At 63.6% G+C, this 20,699-nt stretch carries 21 protein-coding genes and 1 tRNA gene; 13 read left to right on the top strand and 9 right to left on the bottom strand.

Annotated elements, in window-relative coordinates:
- Positions 1 to 34: 34 nt before the first annotated feature.
- The 3 genes from J5J83_RS06940 to J5J83_RS06930 all read right to left on the bottom strand — a co-directional run bounded on the left by J5J83_RS06940 (position 35) and on the right by J5J83_RS06930 (position 1,923).
- Positions 35 to 469, bottom strand: a complete 435-nt coding sequence (locus J5J83_RS06940; protein WP_249115643.1) for a CBS domain-containing protein — start codon at positions 467 to 469, stop codon at positions 35 to 37.
- An 89-nt stretch (positions 470 to 558) separates the two neighbouring features.
- Positions 559 to 1,119, bottom strand: coding sequence for a C40 family peptidase (locus J5J83_RS06935; protein WP_349251942.1), 561 nt, complete (start codon positions 1,117 to 1,119; stop codon positions 559 to 561).
- Between the two features lie 108 nt (positions 1,120 to 1,227).
- Positions 1,228 to 1,923 (bottom strand): SIMPL domain-containing protein, encoded by a 696-nt coding sequence (locus J5J83_RS06930; protein ID WP_212347000.1) that lies wholly within the window; start codon positions 1,921 to 1,923, stop codon positions 1,228 to 1,230.
- A gap of 176 nt (positions 1,924 to 2,099) precedes the next feature.
- Here J5J83_RS06930 and J5J83_RS06925 point away from each other — a divergent pair, with 176 nt between their 5' ends.
- Complete coding sequence (locus tag J5J83_RS06925) at positions 2,100 to 3,035, top strand: DMT family transporter (protein WP_212346997.1); 936 nt, start codon at positions 2,100 to 2,102, stop codon at positions 3,033 to 3,035.
- Here the strand turns inward: J5J83_RS06925 and J5J83_RS06920 are convergent.
- Positions 2,990 to 3,529, bottom strand: coding sequence for a gamma carbonic anhydrase family protein (locus J5J83_RS06920; RefSeq protein WP_212346993.1), 540 nt, complete (start codon positions 3,527 to 3,529; stop codon positions 2,990 to 2,992). The genes J5J83_RS06925 and J5J83_RS06920 overlap by 46 nt on opposite strands.
- A 303-nt stretch (positions 3,530 to 3,832) precedes the next feature.
- Between J5J83_RS06920 and J5J83_RS06915 the strand changes: the two genes are divergently transcribed.
- Positions 3,833 to 3,909 (top strand) — tRNA-Arg (locus tag J5J83_RS06915).
- A 214-nt stretch (positions 3,910 to 4,123) separates the two neighbouring features.
- Here J5J83_RS06915 and J5J83_RS06910 read toward each other — a convergent pair.
- Complete coding sequence (locus J5J83_RS06910) at positions 4,124 to 4,813, bottom strand: class GN sortase (RefSeq protein WP_212346990.1); 690 nt, start codon at positions 4,811 to 4,813, stop codon at positions 4,124 to 4,126.
- Positions 4,814 to 4,838: 25 nt separating this feature from the next.
- Positions 4,839 to 6,974, bottom strand: a complete 2,136-nt coding sequence (locus J5J83_RS06905) for a marine proteobacterial sortase target protein (RefSeq protein WP_212346987.1) — start codon at positions 6,972 to 6,974, stop codon at positions 4,839 to 4,841.
- Positions 6,975 to 7,186: 212 nt separating this feature from the next.
- On the opposite strand from J5J83_RS06905, the gene pdsR reads away from it, so the two are divergent.
- Complete coding sequence (gene pdsR, locus J5J83_RS06900) at positions 7,187 to 7,876, top strand: proteobacterial dedicated sortase system response regulator (protein WP_212346985.1); 690 nt, start codon at positions 7,187 to 7,189, stop codon at positions 7,874 to 7,876.
- 80 nt (positions 7,877 to 7,956) lie between these two features.
- A complete protein-coding gene (locus tag J5J83_RS06895; RefSeq protein ID WP_212346983.1) occupies positions 7,957 to 9,564 on the top strand; it encodes an ATP-binding protein in 1,608 nt (535 codons plus the stop codon).
- Between the two features lie 78 nt (positions 9,565 to 9,642).
- Here J5J83_RS06895 and J5J83_RS06890 read toward each other — a convergent pair whose 3' ends face one another.
- Positions 9,643 to 10,788 carry an MFS transporter gene (locus J5J83_RS06890; RefSeq protein WP_212352866.1) on the bottom strand — a complete coding sequence of 382 codons (1,146 nt, stop codon included), beginning with the start codon at positions 10,786 to 10,788 and terminating at the stop codon, positions 9,643 to 9,645.
- A 175-nt stretch (positions 10,789 to 10,963) separates the two neighbouring features.
- Between J5J83_RS06890 and J5J83_RS06885 the strand changes: the two genes are divergently transcribed.
- Positions 10,964 to 11,923: a LysR family transcriptional regulator gene (locus tag J5J83_RS06885; RefSeq protein ID WP_212346981.1), complete on the top strand. Its 960-nt coding sequence runs from the start codon at positions 10,964 to 10,966 to the stop codon at positions 11,921 to 11,923.
- Positions 11,920 to 12,606, top strand: coding sequence for a hypothetical protein (locus tag J5J83_RS06880; RefSeq protein WP_212346979.1), 687 nt, complete (start codon positions 11,920 to 11,922; stop codon positions 12,604 to 12,606). The genes J5J83_RS06885 and J5J83_RS06880 overlap by 4 nt, the downstream gene beginning before the upstream one ends.
- Before the next feature lie 61 nt (positions 12,607 to 12,667).
- Here J5J83_RS06880 and J5J83_RS06875 read toward each other — a convergent pair whose 3' ends face one another.
- Both J5J83_RS06875 and J5J83_RS06870 read right to left on the bottom strand, forming a co-directional pair.
- Positions 12,668 to 13,669 carry an aldolase/citrate lyase family protein gene (locus J5J83_RS06875; protein ID WP_212346977.1) on the bottom strand — a complete coding sequence of 334 codons (1,002 nt, stop codon included), beginning with the start codon at positions 13,667 to 13,669 and terminating at the stop codon, positions 12,668 to 12,670.
- A 128-nt stretch (positions 13,670 to 13,797) separates the two neighbouring features.
- Positions 13,798 to 14,790, bottom strand: a complete 993-nt coding sequence (locus tag J5J83_RS06870; protein WP_212346975.1) for a malate dehydrogenase — start codon at positions 14,788 to 14,790, stop codon at positions 13,798 to 13,800.
- Positions 14,791 to 15,011: 221 nt separating this feature from the next.
- On the opposite strand from J5J83_RS06870, the gene J5J83_RS06865 reads away from it, so the two are divergent.
- The 7 genes from J5J83_RS06865 (at position 15,012) to gltA (ending at position 20,694) form a co-directional block, all read left to right on the top strand.
- Entirely contained in the window at positions 15,012 to 15,740 is a 729-nt protein-coding gene (locus tag J5J83_RS06865) for a GntR family transcriptional regulator (protein WP_212346973.1), read from the top strand.
- A 96-nt stretch (positions 15,741 to 15,836) separates the two neighbouring features.
- Positions 15,837 to 16,226 carry a succinate dehydrogenase, cytochrome b556 subunit gene (gene sdhC, locus J5J83_RS06860; protein ID WP_212346971.1) on the top strand — a complete coding sequence of 130 codons (390 nt, stop codon included), beginning with the start codon at positions 15,837 to 15,839 and terminating at the stop codon, positions 16,224 to 16,226.
- Positions 16,220 to 16,567 carry a succinate dehydrogenase, hydrophobic membrane anchor protein gene (gene sdhD, locus J5J83_RS06855; protein ID WP_212346969.1) on the top strand — a complete coding sequence of 116 codons (348 nt, stop codon included), beginning with the start codon at positions 16,220 to 16,222 and terminating at the stop codon, positions 16,565 to 16,567. Before sdhC ends, sdhD begins: the two co-directional genes overlap by 7 nt.
- 2 nt (positions 16,568 to 16,569) lie before the next feature.
- Complete coding sequence (gene sdhA, locus J5J83_RS06850; protein ID WP_212346968.1) at positions 16,570 to 18,363, top strand: succinate dehydrogenase flavoprotein subunit; 1,794 nt, start codon at positions 16,570 to 16,572, stop codon at positions 18,361 to 18,363.
- 21 nt (positions 18,364 to 18,384) lie between these two features.
- Positions 18,385 to 19,095, top strand: coding sequence for a succinate dehydrogenase iron-sulfur subunit (locus tag J5J83_RS06845; protein ID WP_212346966.1), 711 nt, complete (start codon positions 18,385 to 18,387; stop codon positions 19,093 to 19,095).
- 4 nt (positions 19,096 to 19,099) lie between these two features.
- Positions 19,100 to 19,336, top strand: coding sequence for a succinate dehydrogenase assembly factor 2 (locus tag J5J83_RS06840; RefSeq protein ID WP_212352864.1), 237 nt, complete (start codon positions 19,100 to 19,102; stop codon positions 19,334 to 19,336).
- A 62-nt stretch (positions 19,337 to 19,398) separates the two neighbouring features.
- Positions 19,399 to 20,694, top strand: a complete 1,296-nt coding sequence (gene gltA / locus J5J83_RS06835; RefSeq protein ID WP_212346964.1) for a citrate synthase — start codon at positions 19,399 to 19,401, stop codon at positions 20,692 to 20,694.
- The last annotated feature ends 5 nt before the right edge of the window (positions 20,695 to 20,699 follow it).

Below are 20,699 nucleotides of genomic sequence, written 5' to 3'. Positions count from 1 at the left end.
GCGTCGTGGCGGCGGCAAGCCGCCCCAACGTGGGCTAGAGCAGTTCGGTAATCGAGTTGCGCTGCTCGAGTTCGTGTTCGAATGCAACCATCTCCAGGCCCAATGCATCGCGTGCCGAAACCATGCCGACCGGTCGGCCGTTGTCCAGCACCGGCACATGCCGAAAACCGCCTTCGTACATGATGTGCATTGCATGACCCAGCGGCTTGCCGGCATCGATCGTCTGCAGATTGGTGGTCATGACGTCCTTCAGCGTCGTGTGCGCAGGGTCCCGACCGGCTGCCAGCACGCGGTTCAGTGCGTCGCGTTCGGTGAACAGGCCAATCAGGCGCTCCCCCTCCAGAATCATGATGGCTCCGACCCGCGCGGCGGCCATCTTCTTCGAGGCTTCCAAGACGCTTAGCGTGCTCGGTGCGGTAACGATCGTCTGCCCCTGAATCACATCTTCTAGCTTTCGCGTCGGCATCATGCGGTCTCCTCTGTTATGGTTGAATCAGCCTACTTACATTAGATTTCAGCGTCGCGACATGCAAGACGAAAGCCCCGTTGCGCGGGCGCTCAGCCGCTGGCTGCCAGGGTCCGGATGCCGTCGATGCGGGGGGCGAAGTACCGGCTGTCGAGTCGCTCGACCCTGACGGCTCCGCGCGAGGACGGCGCATGGATGAATTTTCCGTCGCCGATATAGATGCCCATGTGCGAATGTCGTCGTCGCTGGGTGTTGAAGAAAACCAGATCGCCGGGCTGCATTTCCACCTGATCGATCGGCCGCGTCTGATCGGCGATGCTCGCCGCATTGTGTGGCAGTTTGCGGCCACTGATCTGCTCGACGATATAGCTCACCATGCCGCTGCAATCGAGTCCGGCCTCCGGATTGCGTCCGCCGAAGCGGTATCCGGTATCGAGCAGACCCATCGCGTAGAGCACCAGCTCGAGCTTCTGCGCGGGTGCGTCCAGGGAAAAATACTCGCGGTCCGGGGCGTGCGGCACCTCGGGCCTTGAAGACTGTGTCGGGTGCGGTGGCGGTGTGGTGCTGCAGCCTGCCAGTAGGGCAAGCAGCAAGGCCAGCGGGAGAGACGGCCGCCGTACGAGGGGTGTTCGCCGGAGGGGCGTTTGGGTGATGACGGCAAGCCCGTGGGCGAGGTCCTGAGGCGCGGGGTGACGGTTATCCGGCATGCGACGAAAGATAGGCGATCAAGGCCAAGCCGTCCACTCCCGCGTGCTGCCAGTTCAGTCCAGCAGTTCGATGCTGCCGCTCACGGTGACATCGATGTTCGTGTCGCCGGCCTCGACCGGGGCGGGGGCGCTGTCGGCCATCATCACTGCGCCCCGGGCCTTGGCAAACTCCAGGGGCCGCGCGCCCGTTTCGGCGACGTTCAGACGGTGAATGCGGTAACGTTTTCCAAGCGTCGAGGCGATCAGCGTGGCGCGTTGTTCGAACTGGCGCAAGGCGTCCACGATCGCTGCGTCGGCCGCCTTGTGTCGGGTTTCCGCTGCAGGTCGCATCTCGATGCGTGCCACGGCCAGACCCTCCTGCAACTTACCGACCAGTTCCGAGAGGGCCGCGCTGTTCCGGCTTTCGAGACGGATCCCGGAGCGCATGCGCCACGCTTCGATCCTGCCGCCGTTCTTTGCGTATACCGGCCAAGTGCTGGTGCCGGCAGACTGCGCCTTGATGTCGGGGTAGTTGCGCGCCGTATCGAGGGCGGCCGCGATGCTGAGATTGATCTGGCGTGCCACCGCCGCGGCGTTCTGACCGGATTGCTCGGCGTACAGCTCCGCAATCCCGAGGTCATTGTCGGCCGGCTGGCTGGCTTCGACCGAGAGTTCAATGGTGCGAGGCGCCGCGACGTTGTCGTCATGCGCATGAGCCGACATGGCCATGGCCGCGAGCAGGCTGGCCAGGAGGGGCTTGAAGGCGTGCATGGAAGCTCCGGAAGATGGGATGGAAGGCGATATATAACGCATTGGCGACGCCGGGTGGGCGTTCAGGTGTAAATGGATGCTGCCGCATCGCAGTGAATGGTGTCGAGCCGATCGGCATTCTTGACCGGGATCGGGCGTACCGGCATGCTGCCACGTTGTTCCTGTGGATCATCCTGATGAGTCGAGATCGCCTCGTTGGTGCTTTTCTGGTGGCCTTGTCGGCAGCGTGCTTTGGCGCCATGGCGATATTTGCCCGTTTTGCCTACGCGGACGGCGCCGAGCCGGTGGCTGTGCTGTTCCTGCGCTTTCTGCTGGCCGGCATCGTGCTCGGGGTGGTGATGATCTCAGGCCGGCGCGCCTGGCCGCGGGGGCGCAATCTGTGGGTGCTCGCCGCCATGGGGGGTATCTGCTACGTGGGGCAGTCGCTGAGTTTCTTTGTCGCGCTCGAACACGCCGCTGCCGGACTCGTCGCACTGTTGCTCTACCTCTACCCCTTCCTCGTGACCGTCCTCGGGGCCGTGCTGCTGCGTCGCCGCCTCACCATGGCCCGCATGAGTGCGGTGTTGATCGCATTGCTCGGTACCGCACTCACACTGGGCGGCGGACTGTCGGGCGCGCCGCTCGGGATCGGGTTGGGGCTTACGGCGGCGCTGATCTATTCGGTCTATATCCTGGTGGGCGGCATCGTGCTCACCCGCGAAGACCCGCTGGGCGCGGCGACCGTGGTCATGATTGCCGCTGCAGTCGTGTTCGGTGGCATCGTCGCAATCGAGCGTCCGGCATTTCCGGCGACGGTCGTGGGCTGGAGTGCGATCGTCGCCATCGCCATTGTTTCGACAGTGGTGGCAATGGTCAGCCTGTTCGCCGGCCTGAGGCGGGTGGGCGCGGCCGATGCCGCGACCTTGTCGACGCTGGAACCGGTGGTGACCTTCGCCCTTGCCGCGGTCTTTCTTGGCGAGCCGTTGCGTGGGCATCAGCTGTTGGGCGGGGCGATCATCCTCGCGGCCGTGATCTGGCTGACGCGCAGTGGCGCAGCCCCGGACGCCCCGGTCGCGTCGCAGGTGCCTCAGCCGGCAGCTGGCGGGGGCAGTGGGCGCAGTTCTGCCTCATAAAGGCGTGCATTCTCGACATAGTGCTTGGCGTTCGCCCTCAGCCCGGCAATGTCGGCGTCACTCAGTTCGCGGATCACGCGGCCAGGCGATCCGACCACAAGGGAGCGGTCCGGAATGATCTTGCCTTCGGGGATCAGTGCATTGGCGCCGATGATGCAGTCCTTACCGACCACCGCGTTGTTGAGCACCACGGCGTTAATGCCGATCAGGCTGCCATCGCCGATCGTGCAGCCATGCAGCATCACCATGTGCCCCACGGTCACGTTCGATCCGATCGTGAGCGGCACACCATCGTCGTTGTGCAGTACCGAGCCGTCCTGAATATTGGTGTTGTCGCCGATCACGATCGGATCGTTATCGCCGCGAATCACCACGTTGTACCAGATGTTTACATTCAGTCCGGTTTCCACTGAGCCGATCACCGTGGCGTTGTGTGCTACCCAGGTACCCTCGCCAAGGCGGGGCGTGCGATTGCCCAAGGTATAGATGCTCATTCAGATTCTCGCTGTTCGGTTGCTGCGGCATACCGCGTTGGGGGCAGTGATCATAGCAAGTGGTGAACGGACTGTGGGGGCTTTGAACGGCGTGAGCAGAGGGTCGGACCTGGAATATCGAAAAAAAACCTGATCCGGCGCTTGCACTCCCTCCGCGGCGCATGCATAATTCGCGCCCTGCGTTGGAAGGGTGGCATCGAAGTCAGCCGGTGAAAACAGAAAATTTCACAAACAACGTTAAGAAGCTTGACAGTTTTGAATAATGATCTAAAATGTCGCTTCTTTGCAGCACAGCAGTACAAAGCGCCCGTAGCTCATCTGGATAGAGTACTTGGCTACGAACCAAGGGGTAGGAGGTTCGAATCCTTCCGGGCGCGCCAGACAAATCAAGGGGTTAGACGTTTCGGCGTCTAACCCCTTGTGCATTCTGCGTGACTTCTTGCGCGACTTTTTTCCGCCCTCGCCTCGATCGTATCCCCCCAGCATGAGACGTGATGCGTGCGCCAGGCCGGCAGTTTGGCGTGTTGACTTCCAGGCGCCGCCTTCGTCTGCCAAATCGCGCAGGCCCTCTGGTTTCGCAGTTGGGCGCTGTCGCTATCCTTCCATCGCCGTCACGACGTAGCGCAAGGGGCCACCGGCGCGCAGGGCGTCGAACGGCCAGCAGGTCACCAGGGTCAGTTCGCGTCCGGCGGTGTGCTGGGCGAGTGGGCGCAGATCATGCTGGTCGACCACTTCGCGGTGTGCAACGATGTAGCGCAGAACGCGGCGATTCGGCGTTTCCACTTCCAGCACGCTGCCGTCCTTCAGCCATTGGAGGAAGGCGAAATGGGTGTCGCGATGGGCGCCGAGTACGCTGTTGCCGGGTTCGCCGGGCAGGGCCGTGCCGTAGACGTGGCCGGGGCCGAAAGCGATGCTGCGGCCGTCTGCGCCAGCGAGCACGTACAGGTCCACGCCTTGTGCCGGGGCGCGCAGGCGAGCCACTGGCCAGGTGTCGGCCCATGGCCATGGGCGCACCTGAGCGGCGCCAGCCTGTGTCTGCTCCCAGGCGTGACCGATCAGGATCTGGGCAAGCCAGGCTTTGGCGTGAATGTAGCCAGCCTGACCGAACTGCCACAGGCAGGTGAGCAGTGCGGCGGTCAGCGCGGCGCGGAGCATGAAGGTGGTGCGTCGGCTCTTGCGTGCGCCTGAGTGGTCGGGGCCGAGGCAACTCGGGGCGGGCCAGGCGCATTCGACGCCGAGGAAGGTCTGGCTGTTGCAATGATGGCAGTGGCCGGTGGATTTCATGGCGGGTCTCCTTCTTGGCTCGGGGTCAGACAGGGCGGATGGCGGGATGAAGGCGGCGGCGTTGCAGGCCGTACAGCAAGATGCTGGAGATCAACGCAAGGCTGCCGAGGAACAGGTTCCAGCGCACGCCGCTCGCGCCCTTCGGGAGGCTGCCGAAAACGGCCTCGTGGCTCCAGCCCTCGGGCAGGTTGGTGGGCATGGCGCCGCCGTGCAGGGCTTCACCCTGCGCACGGGCCGGTGTCTTGTCTATTGCCACCATGCTGGTATAGCGGCTGACCAGGTGGTGCTGCAGGGCAAGCTCGAGGATCGCAGGGCGAACATCGTCTTCCGCCGCGCCCGCGCGCAGGCTGTCCGTCAGCGCATCGATCTTGTGACGCGCCCACAAGGTGCCCAGGCCGGTGCCGGGCATCGCGTCCTCGAGCGCAACCTCGGCTTGCCAGCGCTCGTTCTGGCCCCAGCCGCTGACTCGCAGGGTGCCAACGGTCTTTTTCAACGCGACGGCAACGACGATGGGTTCGCCGGCATAGAGGTCGGGCACCCGGCGCGGCCATGCTTCGGCATCGCTGCCGTCGGGCCAGGCGAGTTCAATGCCTTTCAACACCGGCGATTCGAGCTTGGCGAAGAGTGCGGACATGCGCTCTCCCACTTCGCGCACGTCGCCGATGTAGGTGAAACTGCCGCGTCCGGCGGCTGCGGCCTGGCGCATGAAGTGGCTGTTGGGCGCGGAGCCGATGCCGATGGTGAACAGGCGGGAGTCGCCCAGGCGCTGGTCGATGAGGCGGAACAGGGCGTCCTCGTTGCCCACCGCGCCGTCGGTCAGGAAGATGACCTGGCGCACGCGCGCAGGATCGTCGGTGCCGTCCAGCGCCATCGCCAGTGCGGGGGCCATCTCGGTGCCGCCGTTTGCCTGCAGCCGGCTTACCCAGCGGGTCGCGGTGTCGATGTTGTCGCGAGTGGCGGGCAGCGCGCGGTTGAAGGCGGCGTTCGTGACCGAGTTGAATTCGATCACATTGAAGCGGTCGGCCGGGTGCAGGCGACGTAGCGCCAGTGCGAGCGCTTCGCGCGCCTGGACGATGGAGGTGCCATGCATGGAGCCGGAGGTGTCGATCACGAATACCACTTCGCGCGGCAGCCTTGCCTTTGCGGCCGGGAGTTGCGGGGGCATCAGCATCAGCAAGGCGTAGTCGCGCGTGGTGCCGGGTTCGGCAAACAGCGCCAGACGCGGGGCATGGCTGGGGGCGAGCGTCCACTCCAGTTCGAAATCGCGGTTGGCCGGCGTGCTGGCGCTGGCCAGTTCGATCACGCGCCGGTGTGCGTCGGGTGCATCGATGCGTACCGGATGATAGGGGCTGCGCAGCGTGGCGAGTGGCGCGCCGGCGTCGAGTTCGACGTGCAGCGTGACCGGGTTGATGGGCCCCGCGTCCGGGTGCAGGACCGGCGGCGTGATGCGTGCCGCGTCGTGCACTTGGTCGGTGCCGCCGCTTGCGTCTCCCCGCGGTTGGCCGGCGATGTAGCGCGGCCCCACCACCATGGGAAAGCGCAGGCTGTAGCGCCCGGAATCACCCTCCAACTGGTAGTCGAGCAGGTGCTGGTACTCGATTTCCACCACCACTTCTGCGCCCGGCGCGATATTGGTGACACTGGTGGTGAAGATGTTGGGGCGTTCCTGCTCCACCAGCGCGGCGCGCTGGCCCGAGCTGCGCGCCTGTTCGAAAGCGGCGCGGGCCGCGTTGCGCTCGCGCACTTCACCCTCGATGACGCGCTCGCCCACCTTCATGTGCAGGCGATCGACGGCAGCGTTGTCGGGCAGCGGAAAGACGTAGATGCCTTCCTGCCAGGCATTGCCCGGGTTGCGGAAGGTCTGAACCACGCTGACCCGGGCCAGCGGACCACTGATGCGGATATGGACATCGGTGGCGAGTGTGGGCACCACGTAGGTGCTGCCGTCCGCATGGCGCAGCAGCAGTACGCCCTGGCCCGCTTCATCCGCCCGCATCGGCATCGCCTGCATTTCAACGGCATGGGCCGGCATCGCCAGCAGCAGTACCAGCCCGCCCAGCATCAGTGCGATGACGAGGCCTTCGGCGAAAATACGTGCGGCCAGGGCGACGATCCCGACGCGCTGATGCCGGGTATGGCCGTGATCACTGGTGGTATTCATCTTGTGCTTGTCCCTTGTGTGACGGGCCGGCTGCCCGTGGACGCATTAGGCGGTGCAAAGCAGCCTGCAAGCGGTACCAATAGGGGAAAAGCGCTGACGAAAAGTGGCGAAAAACTGGCTATTGCGTCCGATCGGCCCTCGGGTCGTCATGCCGCGAAGGGCGATGCTATAGTCGGCCCCGGATCAATCACGAGGCTGTATGGAAGCTGCATATGGGACGCCGCATTGCCATTGTCGAGGACGACGCCGCCATCCGTGCCAACTATGCCGAGGCGCTGGCGCGCCAGGGTTACGAAGTGGACGCCCATGCCGATCGGCCGCAGGCCCTGGCCGCCTGCCGCCACCGCCTGCCCGATCTGGCCATCATCGACATCGGCCTGGGCGATGAGCCGGAAGGCGGGTTCACCTTGTGCGGCGAACTGCGTGCCGTGTCGAAGCGTCTGCCGATCATCTTCCTCACCGCCCGCGATAGCGATTTTGACGTGGTGTCCGGCCTGCGCCTGGGTGCAGACGATTACCTCACCAAGGATATTTCGATGCCGCACCTGCTGGCGCGCATCGCGGCACTGTTCCGCCGCATCGACGTGCTGGCGGAGGCGCAGCCGCAGGAAGACTGTATCGAGCGCGGCGGGCTCAGGCTGGACGCGATGCGCCTGGCCGCGCAGTGGCGGGGGCAAACGGTGGAACTCACGCTGACCGAGTTCTGGATGGTGCATACGCTGGCGAGGACGCCCGGCCATGTAAAGAGCCGCGACCAGTTGATGCACGATGCACGGCTGGTCGATGACGGCACCATTACCTCGCACATCAAGCGCATCCGGCGCAAGTTTGCCGCGCTCGACGATGGTTTCGATGCGATCGAGAGTGTGTATGGCATGGGTTACCGGTGGAAGGCCGGATGATGGACGGTGTGCCGCACCCGCCTGCGAGTGCCGCCACGGGGGGGCGTCGGCGTGGCTCGGGCGTGCGAATGAGCCTGCGCATGAAACTGGCGCTGCTGTCGCTGCCGCTGCTGAGCCTGCCCTGGGTCGGTTACCGCTACATTGTCGAGATGGAGGCCTTCGTCGTCGAGGGCCAGCAGCAGGCCATGATTGCCACGGCGCGCACGCTCGCCACCGCACTGCACGAGCGCCCGGATCTGCTGGGCATGGGTCAATGGGCGTCGTCCTCGCAGGTGAGGGCGGAGGATGCACTGCTGCCGGGCGAAGAGATCGTGGAGGTGATCAGCTCACCTGCAACGCAGGAGATCTTCGATGCGCGCGCGTTGGCCGAAATGGCCTCGATCCTGCGCGGCGCGCAACGCAGTGCTGCGCGTGTCAGCGTGGTGAGCCGTGACTTGCGCGTGCTGGCACAGGCCGGCAGTCTGGAAATCGCAGGCGGCGCGGCAGACGGCGGTGTGGCCGATGACGATTGGGCTGGACGCTGGCTGCGCGGGTGGCGGGCATGGATGGCGCGATTCCTGCCGCCCTCCGGCGAAGTGCTGGGCGCGGATTGGGAGCCGACCTACGGAAGAGAAGTGCACGACGCCTTGATTGGCATCGCGGGCGCGCGATCGCGCGCCACAGCGGACGGCGCGACACTGATCGTTTCCGCAGCGCACCCGGTGTGGGCGCGTGATCGCGTCCTCGGCGCAGTGGTGGTCGAGGCGAATGCGCGCTCCATCCTGTCGTTGCGCCAGCGGGCGCTGGAGCGTCTGTTGCTGCTCACGCTGGGGGGGCTCGTCGTGGTCGCGTTGCCCTTGCTGGGATTCGCATCCCGCCTGTCGGCACGCATTCGCCGCCTGCGCGATGAGGCCGAGAGCGCCATCGACGCGCACGGACGCATCGGCGCGTTGACCACCGCGTCGGCAGCGGGGGACGAGGTGGGCGACCTGTCGCGCAGCTTTTCCGCGCTGCTGGAACGCCTGGCCGGGCATCATGCCTACCTGGAGAACATGGCCAGCCGCTTGTCACATGAATTGCGCACGCCGGTTGCAGTGGTGCGGTCGTCGCTGGAAAACCTGCATGCGGAAGCGCTGCCGGCGGCCGCGCACCCCTATATCGATCGTGCCGAGACGGGCCTGGCGCGGCTGTCGAGGATTCTCTCGCGCATGAGCGAAGCCACCCGTCTGGAGCAGGCGCTTGCGAGCACCGCAAGTGAGCGTTTCGACCTGCGTGCGGTGGTCGGCGAATGCGTGGACGGGTATCGCGTGGTCCATCCGCAGCGCGTTTTCACGGCCGAATTGCCGCGCTATCCGGTGTGGGTGCGGGGTGCCCCCGATCTGGCCGCGCAGATGCTCGACAAACTGGTCGACAACGCGGTGGATTTTGCCGCGCCGGATACCCCGATTCGCATCGTGTTGCAGTTCCAGACCACCACGGCGACGCTGGCCGTGATCAATCGCGGTCCCTTGTTGCCGGCGGCGCTCGAAGGGCGGCTGTTCGAAGCCATGGTTTCGGTGCGTGGGCAGGACGCCGGCGCCGAGCCTCATCTGGGGCTGGGCCTCTATGTGGCACGCATGATTGCGGCCTTTCACGGCGGCAGTCTTGGCGCGCACAACCTGCCCGGCGGCGACGGCGTGAGCGTCAACGTGACACTGGCGCTGGCCTGAACCGGCTTGCCGCGGCGCCGGTCTGGCGGGCGGCGAAGCAGACCCGGCCCGGGCAACGCCTGGCCGACCGGCGGTCTGTCAGTCGGGGGCGGGGGCGGGGGCCAGATTGCGCAGGCGCCATGCGATTGCGAGCAGCATCAGCAGGCAGGCACCGAGGCCTGCAACCACGCCGTTCCAGTGGCCGAGGCTCCAGGCCAGGCCGGCGAGGCTGCCGATCAGGCTTGCGCCGAGATAGTAGCTCGTCAGATAGATCGCGGCGGCGAGTCCCCGTCGTTCCCGGGCCCGATGTGCAACCCAGGCGCTGGCGACGGAGTGCGTTGCAAAGAAGCCGAAGGTGAACACGCCGACGCCGACGATCAGGAGCGGAAGCCGTTGGCTGAGCGTGAGCGCAAGCCCGCTCAGGCTGATGACGACCATGAGCCACAGAATCCTGCGCCGACCGTGGCGGTCGCTGAGCTGACCGGCCAATGCAGAGGCCCAGGACCCGATCAGATAGAGCAGGAAAATGGCACCGATGGCGGTCTGACCGAGTGAGAAAGGCGCTTCGAGCAGACGGAAGCCAAGATAATTGTATGCGCCCATGAAGGCGCCCATGCCCAGCAGCGAGGTGGCGAACAACCATGGCAGGCCGGCGTCGGCGGCAATGATCCTGGCGTCGGCCGCGATACGCGACAACGAAGCGGCCCGGGGGCGAAACCGTGAGGAATGCGGCAGGCTGCGCCAGAAGATCACCGCCGCCAGGAGGCCGAGCACGCCGAGAGCCAGGAGCGCGATGCGCCAGTTGCCCCAGTCCGTCAGCAATGCGGAAACGAAGCGCCCGCTCATGCCGCCCAGGGCGTTGCCTGCAATGTACAGGCCCATGGCCTTGCCTTGCGAACTCGGGGCGATTTCTTCACCGAGATAAGCCATCGCGGCCGCTGGCAGCCCCGCCAGTGCCGCGCCGAGCAGGGCACGCAAGACCAGTAGCTGGCTGAAGTCGCCGACCGCCGCACAGGCAAGCGCAATCAGGGCAGCGAGCGCGAGGGACGCTTTCATGACCGTTTCGCGCCCGACCCGATCGGACAATACGCTGGCCGGAATCAGCATCAATGCAAGCGCACCGGTTCCGGCCGAAACGCTCAGGCTGGCGGTGGCCGGGCCAACCTCGAACTCCGTGGCGAGAAGCGGGAGCAGGGGCTGGGTGGCGTAGAGCATGGCGAAGGTGGCGAAGCCGCCGACGAACATGGCCAGATTGGCGCGCCTGAACCCGGCAGGGCCGGTCTGGTGTCTTTCGGGTGGGGGAGATGGGGGCACGGTGGATCGGTCATGTGAGGCGGATTATTGTTGTCTGATCTTAGTTGGCAGTCGATTTCACAGTCCAATATATTGTGAAGCTCGTTTCCATATATGGGAGATATGAATGGAGCTCCGGCATCTTCGCTATTTCGTCATGGTGGCGGAGGAATTGAGCTTTACGCGTGCCGCCGAGCGTTTGCACATTGGCCAGCCGCCGCTGTCGATGCAGATCAGGGACCTGGAGGCAGAGATTGGGGTGCAACTCTTCGATCGCGCCAGGCGCAAGGTGAAGCTGACCCCGGCCGGGGGACGGTTCCTGATTCGCGCCCGGGAGGTCTTGGCCGCGGCAACTGCGGCATCGGACGAGGCGCGCCGGATGGCGAGCGGCGAAGCGGGTGAGTTGCGCATCGGATTCACCTCGTCCTTGCCTTTCGCGAATACGCTTCCCGATGTGCTTCATGCCTATCGCCGCCGTCATCCGGATGTTCACCTGCAGTTGCGCGAGATGTTCTCCACCGAGCAGTTCGAGGCCCTTGCGCGTGGCAGGCTCGACGTGGGTTTCGTGCGCTCCGGATTGCCCGATGCCGCCTCCGGCATCGTGGTGCGCGAGATTGGACGCGACCCCTTGCTGCTTGCGGTCAATGCCTTGCATCCCTTGGCTGAGGCAGGAGAAATTAACTTCTCAGATCTCAGGCACGAGGAATTCATCACCTTTCCGCTCGATTCGGGCACAGGGTTGCCGCTGCTGTTGCGTTCGCTATGCAGGGCTGCCGGATTCGAGCCAAGGGTGGTTCAGCTCGCGCGGGAGGCGACCACGCAAATCGGCCTCGTTGCCGCCGGTCTGGGTGTCGCCTTGTTGCCGGCGCCTTTGGCGTGCGTGCGGATGCCACGGGTGCGCTACCTGCCGATCGCGGATCCGGCAGCGTGTTTTCCGCTGGCGGTTGCATATCTTGCAGACGAGCAGGGCCCCTTGCTGAGAGGGTTCCTGAGTGTGCTCGATGAGGTGGCTGTCACAGCCGCGAGCGCGTCGCAGGAGTATCCTTCGGGAGCATTCTCCTCATCGTCTCCAGGAGCTTCGTCATGAAGACCGATTCCACTTCGGCGTCGACGCCGATTGCCGCAATTTCATCCGCGTGGCTGAAGGCATACACGCAACCTTGGGCGGCCTGGCAAGGTTGGACCCAATTCGTGGGTGATCAATGGCAGCAATGGTTCGACTCGATCGCAACCCTTCCCAATCCCTGGCTGCCCGCATTGGCTGCGGGACGCAGGGGACAGACCGCGTCGATCGAGTTGTTTCTGCCGTGGTTTCCGCGTGCCGATTCAATCATGTCGGCGGTGGACCCGCTCGGCGCCGATCGTGCGGTCCGGCTGATGATGCGTGCCGCCTGGCCTCAGCTCAGTGTCGTTCAGCGTGCGGGTGTGCGCACGGAGGGCGAATTGTCAGCTGCGGCGGCGAGAGCCGGTACCGAGCCGGCCGCGCTCGCGCCGCCGAAGGTGGCGCCGGTTCGCAAGCCGCGCACGAAACCTGCAAGCGTTGCTGCGGATAGCGCGAAGTCCGGCGGAGCAAGGGCTGTGAAGGCGGTGGTAGCGGACGCAGCGGCAACGACGGCGGTCGACATCATGCCGGCGCAAGTTGTCGGGGCGAAGGCGACCCCGGCGAAGGCGACTCCGGCAAAGGCGACTCCGGCAAAGGCTGCGCCGCGTCGGACACGCAAGACGCCGGTTGCCGCCACCGTGAAGGCGGCGCCTGAGACCAAGGCCTGAGCACTCGGCCAGAGGCGGGCCTCGCCCGGTTCTGGCCGGCAAGCGAGGCCGCCTTGCTTGATCAGTTTTCGAAGAAGCGGCCTGCAGCGTCGTCGGATAGTTGCATGCCGGTGCTGCGTGCGCGCAGCAGCAGTTCCCAGTAGTAGCGATAGGACGCGCGGTCGTGCAGGCGGCCATTGTGTTGAATTGGCCCCCAAGAGGCGTCCTGCGCCGCGATCAGGATCTCGGCAGCCTCCTGGACTTCGGAGAAGTCAGGCCGCATCGCTTCGACGATGGGCTGGATCTGGTTGGGGTGGATGCTCCACATGCGCAGATAGCCGAACTCCCGCCGCGCCCGCGTGGCGTCGCTGCGAATGATGTCGAGATCCTTGAGTTCGGTGGTGACGTTGTGCGATGGCACGACGCCGTTGGCCAAGGCTGCGGCGGAAATCTCGGTTTTTGCGCGAACGACGAGCGGATGCTCGAACTGGTCCGGGCTTTTCATTGCGCTGCCCGGGATCGCCCCGTGGTGCCCGGAAACGAAATCCATCAGCCCGAAATCGATCGACTCGACCCCCTCGAGCGCGGCGATGTTCCAAACCTCGCGCAGGGCGCCATGGGTTTCGATCAGCACATGGACCGGCAGCGGGCGGGTAATGCCGTGTGTGTTTTCGACGCGCCTGAGGGCGGCAATCTGCGCCGCTGTGTCCGCAGCCGAGCGCACCTTGGGAAGGGTGATGAACGCGAGCCGGTGTCCTGCCGTTCCGACCAGGATCTCGAGATCGCGTTGCCAGTGGGCATGGGTGATGTCGTGTATGCGTGCGCCCATGCGACCATGGCGGTTCTCATCGCTGAGTGCGAGCGTCGCGACCATTTCCGCGTGTTCGGCCTCGGCTCCCGCGCGCGCACCATCTTCGCAGTCTCCGGTGATGTCGAAGATGGGTCCGAGCGTCTGCTGCAGCGCCAGCGCCTTGCGGATCAGCTTCTCGGAGCCTGCATAATGATCGACGGCGGGCAGGATCGGAAACGGCTTTTCGCCGCTGAAGAGAATGTCGGCCGGATGCGTCGTACAGCTTGCGTTCATATGCTTGATCCCGTGAAAACCGGGCGCAAGCATAGCAGCAGGCGCGGGTAAACGAAAAAGGCGCACAACATGGTTGCGCGCCTTTCAATCATCGGACGGGGCCGGCCCCGTCCGCGAGCGTGCCGTGATCAGCCGAGCAGATCCTTCACGCCTTCGCGCTCTTCGAGCAGTTCGTTGAGGGTGTGGGTCATGCGCTCGCGCGAGAAGGCGTCGATTTCAAGACCCTGGACGATCTTGTACTCGCCGTTCTCGGTGGTGACGGGGAAGCCGTAGATGATGCCTTCCGGGATGTCGTAGGAGCCATCGGACGGGATACCCATGGTGACCCACTCGCCCTTCGAGCCCAGCACCCAGTCGCGGATGTGGTCGATGGCAGCGTTTGCGGCCGACGCGGCGGAGGACAGGCCGCGCGCTTCGATGATGGCAGCGCCGCGCTTGCCGACGGTGGGCAGGAACACGTCGCGGTTCCATGCTTCATCGTTGATCAGGCCCTTGACATTGTCGCCGCTGGAGGTGACGAAGCGGTAGTCGGCGTACATCGTGGGCGAGTGATTGCCCCACACGACCAGGCTCTTGAGGCTGGACACATCGCGGCCCGACTTCGAGGCCAGTTGCGACAGCGCGCGGTTGTGGTCCAGGCGGAGCATGCCGGTGAAGTTCTTGGCCGGGACGCGACCGAACTTCTGGGCAACTTCCTTGGCGATGTAGGCGTTGGTGTTGCAGGGGTTGCCGACTACCAGCACCTTGCAGTCAGGATCGGCGTACTGGCCGATGGCCGCGCCCTGCACGGTGAAGATCTTGGCGTTTTCGGTCAGCAGGTCCTTGCGCTCCATGCCGGGGCCACGGGGGCGGGCGCCGACGAGCAGGGCGACCTTGGCATCCTTGAAGGCGACGTTCGGGTCGTCGGTGGCGATCATGCCGGCCAGCAGCGGGAAAGCGCAGTCTTCCAGTTCCATCATCACACCCTTGACCGCCTTCTGGGCCTGGGGCAGATCGAGCAATTGCAGAATGACGGGCTGGTCCTTGCCCAGCATTTCGCCACTGGCGATACGGAACAGCAGGCTGTAACCGATCTGGCCGGCGGCGCCGGTGACTGCAACGCGGACGGGGGCTTTGCTCATTTGGATACTCCCTCAAAACAAGACGGTCTGGGTGAATTGTTCGTGCTCTTGATGCGGCCCCCGGGGACGGGGAACGTATGAAACGGCGACGCTCAGGCGGCAATCTCAAGGCGCAGGAATCTTAGGGATATCTGCTAGTGCTGTCAAATCGTGTCTTTTGTCTTATATAAGACAAAAGATGACCCATAGACGCTCGAAAAATTTTGTGATGAAATACGGGAATGGCTCAGGAAACCCCCACTTTCAGCCCTTTGTACCGCCAGATCAAGACCCTGATACTCCAGGCGCTTGAGGCGGGCGAATGGCGTCCGGGGCAGGCCATACCCAGCGAGCAGGAACTTGCCGCCCGTTTTGGCGTTTCCCAAGGCACCGTGCGCAAGGCGATCGACGAGATCGCCGGCGACAATCTTCTGGTGCGCAAGCAGGGCAAGGGTACCTACGTTGCCTCGCACAACGATCCGCGAGCGCTGTTCCGTTTTCTTCGTCTGGTTCCGGTTGATGGTGATCTTACGCCACCGCAAAGCGTACCGCTCGACTGCTGGCGTGCCAAGGCGGGTCAGGAAGCGTCACGGATGCTTGCGATCGAGCCGGGCGCGCCTATCATCATTTTGCGCCGATTGCTGAAGTTTGCACAGAAGCCGGTGGTGGTGGATGAAATCTATCTTCCTGGAGAACTCTTCCAGGGTTTGAATTTCGAGACATTGCAGGATTGGCATGGTTCGCTCTACAGCCTGCTCGAGACCCGTTTCGGATCGCGCATGATCAGGGCGCAGGAGCGGATCCGTGCCGTCGCGGCAGACCGGTCCACCAGCGAAGCATTGAAAGTGGCGGAGGGTACGCCTCTTCTGTCGGTGGAGCGGGTGACCTACACCTATGGAGACAAGCCCGTAGAGTGGCGCCGTGGTTTGTATTCGACCGCGGAGCATTTCTACCTGAACGAACTCAATTAAGGGTGGGAGCCCGGAGTAACAGTAGTACATCGCTATAATCAGTAGCTTTTAGGGGTCTGCGGCGTATCTTCGCCGCGCATGTTGAGGGGAGTCTTCATGTCAGAAGTGACAGTGCGCAAACAAAGGCCGAAACATCTGGCCATCAATGAGATCCGGTTGCCGTTGCCGGGTTTCGTGTCGATCCTTCATCGGGTCAGTGGGGCGGGGTTGTTTCTGATGCTGCCCTTCCTGCTTTATCTGCTCGACCGCAGTCTGGGGTCGCCAGAATCGTTTGAAGTGTTCTCGGCGGTGGTCTCGCATCCGCTTGCCAAGCTGTTGCTCCTCGGCCTGTTGTGGGCCTACATGCATCATTTCTGCGCCGGTATCCGCTTCCTGCTGCTCGACATGCACAAAGGCGTCGAGCTTCAGGCTGCACGTAATTCCGCACGCATCGTTCTGATCGTGAGTCTGGTGCTCACCGTGATCATCGGGGTGAAACTATGGTGAACCGTCCCATCGTCGGCGCGCATTACGGTCTCAAGGACTGGATTGCCCAGCGCGGTACCGCTGTCTACATGGCGCTGTACACACTCATCTTCGCCGTCTGTACGCTGGCTTTGCCCGAGTTCAGCTACAGCGCATGGTCGGGACTGTTTTCCAACGGTCTGTTCAAGTTTCTGAGCTTCCTGTTCTTCCTGTCGGTGTTCTACCACGCCTGGATCGGCGTGCGTGACATCTGGATGGACTACGTCAAGCCTACCGGTGTGCGCCTCGCGCTACACCTGGTTACTCTCTTTCTGCTCGTCGGCTATGCCGGCTGGGCGGCCCAGATTCTGTGGAGGCTGTAAGCGTGAACGTCGCGAAGCGTACCTTTGATGCGGTCATCGTCGGCGCCGGTGGTGCCGGTCTGCGGGCTGCCCTGCAACTCTCCGAAGCCGGCATGAAGACGGCAGTCCTGACCAAGGTTTTCCCGACCCGCTCCCACACCGTGGCAGCGCAGGGCGGGGTGGCCGCGTCCCTCGGCAACTCGACCGAAGACAACTGGCACTGGCACATGTACGACACCGTCAAGGGGTCGGACTGGCTGGGTGACCAGGATGCCATCGAGTTCATGTGCAAGAAGGCCAACGAAGTCGTGGTCGAGCTCGAGCACTACGGCATGCCTTTCGATCGCACCGACAACGGCAAGATCTACCAGCGCCCGTTCGGCGGTCACTCGATGAACTATGGTCAGGCGCCGGTGATGCGCTCCTGTGCCGCAGCCGACCGTACCGGCCATGCCATGCTGCATGCGCTGTATCAGCGCAACGTGCGCGCCAACACTCAGTTCTTCGTCGAATGGATGGCGCTGGATCTGATTCGCAACGAGAACGGTGACGTGCTCGGCGTGACCGCGATGGAAATGGAAACCGGCGAAGTGTCGATCTTCCATGCCAAGGCCACGGTGTTCGCCACCGGCGGTGCCGGCCGGATCTATCATTCCTCGACCAATGCCTTCATCAACACCGGTGACGGTGTCGGTATGGCGGCACGTGCCGGCATTCCGCTGGAAGACATGGAGTTCTGGCAGTTCCACCCCACCGGCGTGGCCGGCGCGGGTGTGCTGATTACCGAAGGTGTGCGCGGCGAAGGCGGCATTCTGCGCAACGCGTCGGGCGAGCGTTTCATGGAACGCTACGCACCCAACCTGAAGGATCTGGCCTCGCGTGACGTCGTCTCGCGTGCAATGACGACCGAGATCAACGAAGGTCGTGGCTGTGGTCCCGACAAGGATCACGTGCTGCTCGACATCACCCACCTGGCCCCCGAGAACATCATGAAGCGCCTGCCGGGCATTCGTGAGATCGCGATCCAGTTCGCCGGTGTCGATCCGATCAAGGCACCGATCCCGGTCGTGCCGACTTGCCACTATCAGATGGGCGGTATTCCGACCAACTACAAGGGTCAGGTCGTGGTGCCGAAGGATGGCAACCACAATACCCCGGTCGTGGGTTTCTACGCCGCTGGCGAATGTGCCTGCGCTTCAGTGCATGGCGCGAACCGTCTGGGTACCAACTCGCTGCTCGACCTGCTGGTGTTCGGCAAGTCCGCGGGCGAGACCGTGGTCGAGGACTTCCAGTCCGGCAATCTCAGCCTCAAGCCGCTGCCTGCCGATGCTGCCGACGTCTCGCTGGCCCGTCTTGCGCGGCTGGAAAGCCAGACCGGCGGCGAGAGCGTGTTCGATGTGGGTCTCGAGATGCGTCGCACGATGCAGAAGCACGCGGGTGTGTTCCGCTTCGATGACCTGCTCAAGCAGGGTGTCACGAAGATGGCCGAAGTGGCCGAGCGTGCCAAGCGCACCGAGATCGCCGACAAGTCGAAGGTGTGGAACGTTGCGCGTATGGAAGCGCTCGAACTCGACAACCTCATCGAGGTTGCACGGGCCACGATCGTGTCGGCCGAAGCGCGCAAGGAATCGCGCGGTGCCCACGTGCGCGATGACGCACCGGATACCGCAGAAAATCCCAACGGTCGCGACGACGCCAACTGGCTCAAGCACACCCTGTGGTACAGCGAAGGCAACCGGCTCGACTACAAGCCGGTCAATCTCAAGCCGCTGTCCGACGATGTGAAGCCGATTGCGCTGGCCAAGCGTACCTACTAACGGCGCGGGAGAATATTCGACATGAGCAAGCGCAGCGTTTCATTCAAGATCTATCGTTATGATCCCGATCGTGACGAGAAGCCCTACATGCAGGACATCACCGTAGAGCTCGAGGCTTCCGACAAGAAGCTGCTCGATGCGCTGGTGCGCCTGCGCGCAAAGGACGATTCGATGTCCTTCCGTCGTTCGTGCCGCGAAGGCGTGTGCGGTTCGGACGCGATGAACATCAACGGAAAGAACGGCCTGGCGTGTCTGACCGACATCGACAGCCTGGCGCAGCCGATCACGCTGCGTCCGCTGCCCGGGCTGCCGGTCATCCGCGATCTGATCGTGGATATGACCCAGTTCTTCAAGCAGTACCACTCGATCAAGCCCTACCTGGTCAACAACGACCCGGCGCCCGAACGCGAGCGCCTGCAGTCGCCGGAGGAGCGCGAAGAGCTCAACGGGCTGTACGAGTGCATCCTGTGCGCATGCTGTTCGACCTCGTGCCCATCGTTCTGGTGGAATCCGGACAAGTTCGTCGGGCCGGCCGGTCTGCTGGCCGCCTATCGATTCCTCGCCGATACGCGCGACCAGGATACGAACGCGCGTCTGGACAACCTCGAGGATCCGTATCGCCTGTTCCGTTGCCACAGCATCATGAACTGTGTCGATGTATGTCCGAAGAGCCTGAATCCGACCAAGGCCATTGGCAAGATCAAGGACATGATGGTTCGCCGTGCGGTCTGATGCGCTGACCATCAACCGGGGTCGCGTGCGCTGGCAGTGCCGCAGGGCACTGCTGGAGCTGGACCTCGTGTTTCAGCGCTTCTTGGAGCGCGACTTCGATCGTCTCACCGACGATCAGCTTGCAGATCTTGAAGATCTGCTGCGTGCCGACGACTATGATATCTGGGGTATGGTCAATGGCAGCAAGGCATGCGAGGTGGAGCGGTGGAAGGAGATGATCGGCCTGCTGAGCCAGCGCTAGGCTGGCCGGTGGGGAATGATTGAGCGAGTTGGTAGTTAAACGGGTAAGCAAAAGGGAAAACTATGAGCACTGATCGCACTGCAACCCTAACCGTCGATGGCCAGACCGTCGACTTTCCGGTGATGACCGGAACCCATGGTCAGGATGTCATCGATATCCGCACGCTGGGTGCAAAGACCGGACTGTTCACTTATGACTCCGGCTTCCTGTCTACGGCGAGCTGCAAGTCCAAGATCACCTTCATCGATGGTGACAAGGGCGAATTGCTGTATCGCGGCTATCCGATCGAGCAGCTTGCAGATCAGTGCAACTTCCTGGAAGTGGCGTATCTGCTCAAGAACGGCGAACTGCCGAATGCCGCGCAGAAGACCGAGTTCGAAACCACGATCAAGAACCACACGATGGTTCATGATCAGCTGACCCGTTTCTTCAATGGCTTCCGCCGCGATGCGCATCCGATGGCGATCATGGTGGGTGTGGTCGGCGCGCTGTCGGCCTTCTACCACGACGCGATGGACTTCTCCGACGTCGAGCACCGCAACGTGTCGATCAACCGCCTGATCGCCAAGCTGCCGACCATCGTCGCCATGGCCTACAAGTACAACACCGGGCAGCCGTTCATGTACCCGCGCAACGACCTCGGCTACACGGCGAACTTCATGCACATGATGTTCGGTACGCCGTGCGAGGAGTACAAGCCCAATCCGGTGCTGGTGCGCGCACTCGACGTGATCTTCACGCTGCACGCCGATCACGAGCAGAACGCGTCCACGTCGACCGTGCGTCTGGCCGGTTCGTCGGGCGCCAACCCGTTTGCCTGCATCTCGGCCGGTATCGCCTGCCTGTGGGGCCCGGCGCACGGCGGTGCGAACGAGGCCTGCCTGAACATGCTCGAAGAAATCGGCGATGTCTCCCGCGTCGACGAATACATCGCGCGCGCCAAGGACAAGAACGACAGCTTCAAGCTGATGGGCTTCGGTCACCGTGTGTACAAGAACTTCGATCCGCGTGCCACGCTGATGCGCAAGGTGTGCAATGAAGTGCTGGGCGAACTGGGTCTCGAGAACGACCGTCTGTTCAAGCTCGCCATGCAGCTCGAAAAGATCGCGCTGGAAGATCCGTACTTCGTCGAGAAGAAGCTCTATCCCAACGTCGACTTCTATTCCGGCATTGTGCAGAAGGCTCTCGGTATCCCGACCTCCATGTTCACCTGCATCTTCGCGCTCGCGCGCACGGTGGGCTGGATCACGCAGTGGGAAGAAATGATCACCGACCCGGAGTACAAGATCGGTCGTCCGCGCCAGCTCTACGTTGGTGCCGCTCGACGTGACGTTCCGGCGATGGATCAGCGTCCGTAAAGAGA

The sequence above is a fragment of the Azoarcus sp. L1K30 genome (assembly GCF_018122735.1).
In the GTDB taxonomy this organism is placed as follows: domain Bacteria; phylum Pseudomonadota; class Gammaproteobacteria; order Burkholderiales; family Rhodocyclaceae; genus Parazoarcus.
The sequence above is the reverse complement of the archived record's forward strand: the minus strand, read 5'-3'. Positions and strand labels throughout refer to the sequence as shown.

What these genes read in the sequence shown, in the direction of transcription:
- J5J83_RS06940 (WP_249115643.1), bottom strand. Translation starts at nt 469, where the DNA reads ATGATGCCGACGCGAAAGCTAGAAGATGTGATTCAGGGGCAGACGATC.
- J5J83_RS06930 (WP_212347000.1), bottom strand. Translation starts at nt 1,923, where the DNA reads ATGCACGCCTTCAAGCCCCTCCTGGCCAGCCTGCTCGCGGCCATGGCC.
- J5J83_RS06925 (WP_212346997.1), top strand. Translation starts at nt 2,100, where the DNA reads ATGAGTCGAGATCGCCTCGTTGGTGCTTTTCTGGTGGCCTTGTCGGCA.
- J5J83_RS06920 (WP_212346993.1), bottom strand. Translation starts at nt 3,529, where the DNA reads ATGAGCATCTATACCTTGGGCAATCGCACGCCCCGCCTTGGCGAGGGT.
- J5J83_RS06910 (WP_212346990.1), bottom strand. Translation starts at nt 4,813, where the DNA reads ATGAAATCCACCGGCCACTGCCATCATTGCAACAGCCAGACCTTCCTC.
- J5J83_RS06905 (WP_212346987.1), bottom strand. Translation starts at nt 6,974, where the DNA reads ATGAATACCACCAGTGATCACGGCCATACCCGGCATCAGCGCGTCGGG.
- pdsR (WP_212346985.1), top strand. Translation starts at nt 7,187, where the DNA reads ATGGGACGCCGCATTGCCATTGTCGAGGACGACGCCGCCATCCGTGCC.
- J5J83_RS06895 (WP_212346983.1), top strand. Translation starts at nt 7,957, where the DNA reads ATGAAACTGGCGCTGCTGTCGCTGCCGCTGCTGAGCCTGCCCTGGGTC.
- J5J83_RS06890 (WP_212352866.1), bottom strand. Translation starts at nt 10,788, where the DNA reads ATGTTCGTCGGCGGCTTCGCCACCTTCGCCATGCTCTACGCCACCCAG.
- J5J83_RS06885 (WP_212346981.1), top strand. Translation starts at nt 10,964, where the DNA reads ATGGAGCTCCGGCATCTTCGCTATTTCGTCATGGTGGCGGAGGAATTG.
- J5J83_RS06880 (WP_212346979.1), top strand. Translation starts at nt 11,920, where the DNA reads ATGAAGACCGATTCCACTTCGGCGTCGACGCCGATTGCCGCAATTTCA.
- J5J83_RS06875 (WP_212346977.1), bottom strand. Translation starts at nt 13,669, where the DNA reads ATGAACGCAAGCTGTACGACGCATCCGGCCGACATTCTCTTCAGCGGC.
- J5J83_RS06870 (WP_212346975.1), bottom strand. Translation starts at nt 14,790, where the DNA reads ATGAGCAAAGCCCCCGTCCGCGTTGCAGTCACCGGCGCCGCCGGCCAG.
- J5J83_RS06865 (WP_212346973.1), top strand. Translation starts at nt 15,012, where the DNA reads ATGGCTCAGGAAACCCCCACTTTCAGCCCTTTGTACCGCCAGATCAAG.
- sdhC (WP_212346971.1), top strand. Translation starts at nt 15,837, where the DNA reads ATGTCAGAAGTGACAGTGCGCAAACAAAGGCCGAAACATCTGGCCATC.
- sdhD (WP_212346969.1), top strand. Translation starts at nt 16,220, where the DNA reads ATGGTGAACCGTCCCATCGTCGGCGCGCATTACGGTCTCAAGGACTGG.
- J5J83_RS06845 (WP_212346966.1), top strand. Translation starts at nt 18,385, where the DNA reads ATGAGCAAGCGCAGCGTTTCATTCAAGATCTATCGTTATGATCCCGAT.
- gltA (WP_212346964.1), top strand. Translation starts at nt 19,399, where the DNA reads ATGAGCACTGATCGCACTGCAACCCTAACCGTCGATGGCCAGACCGTC.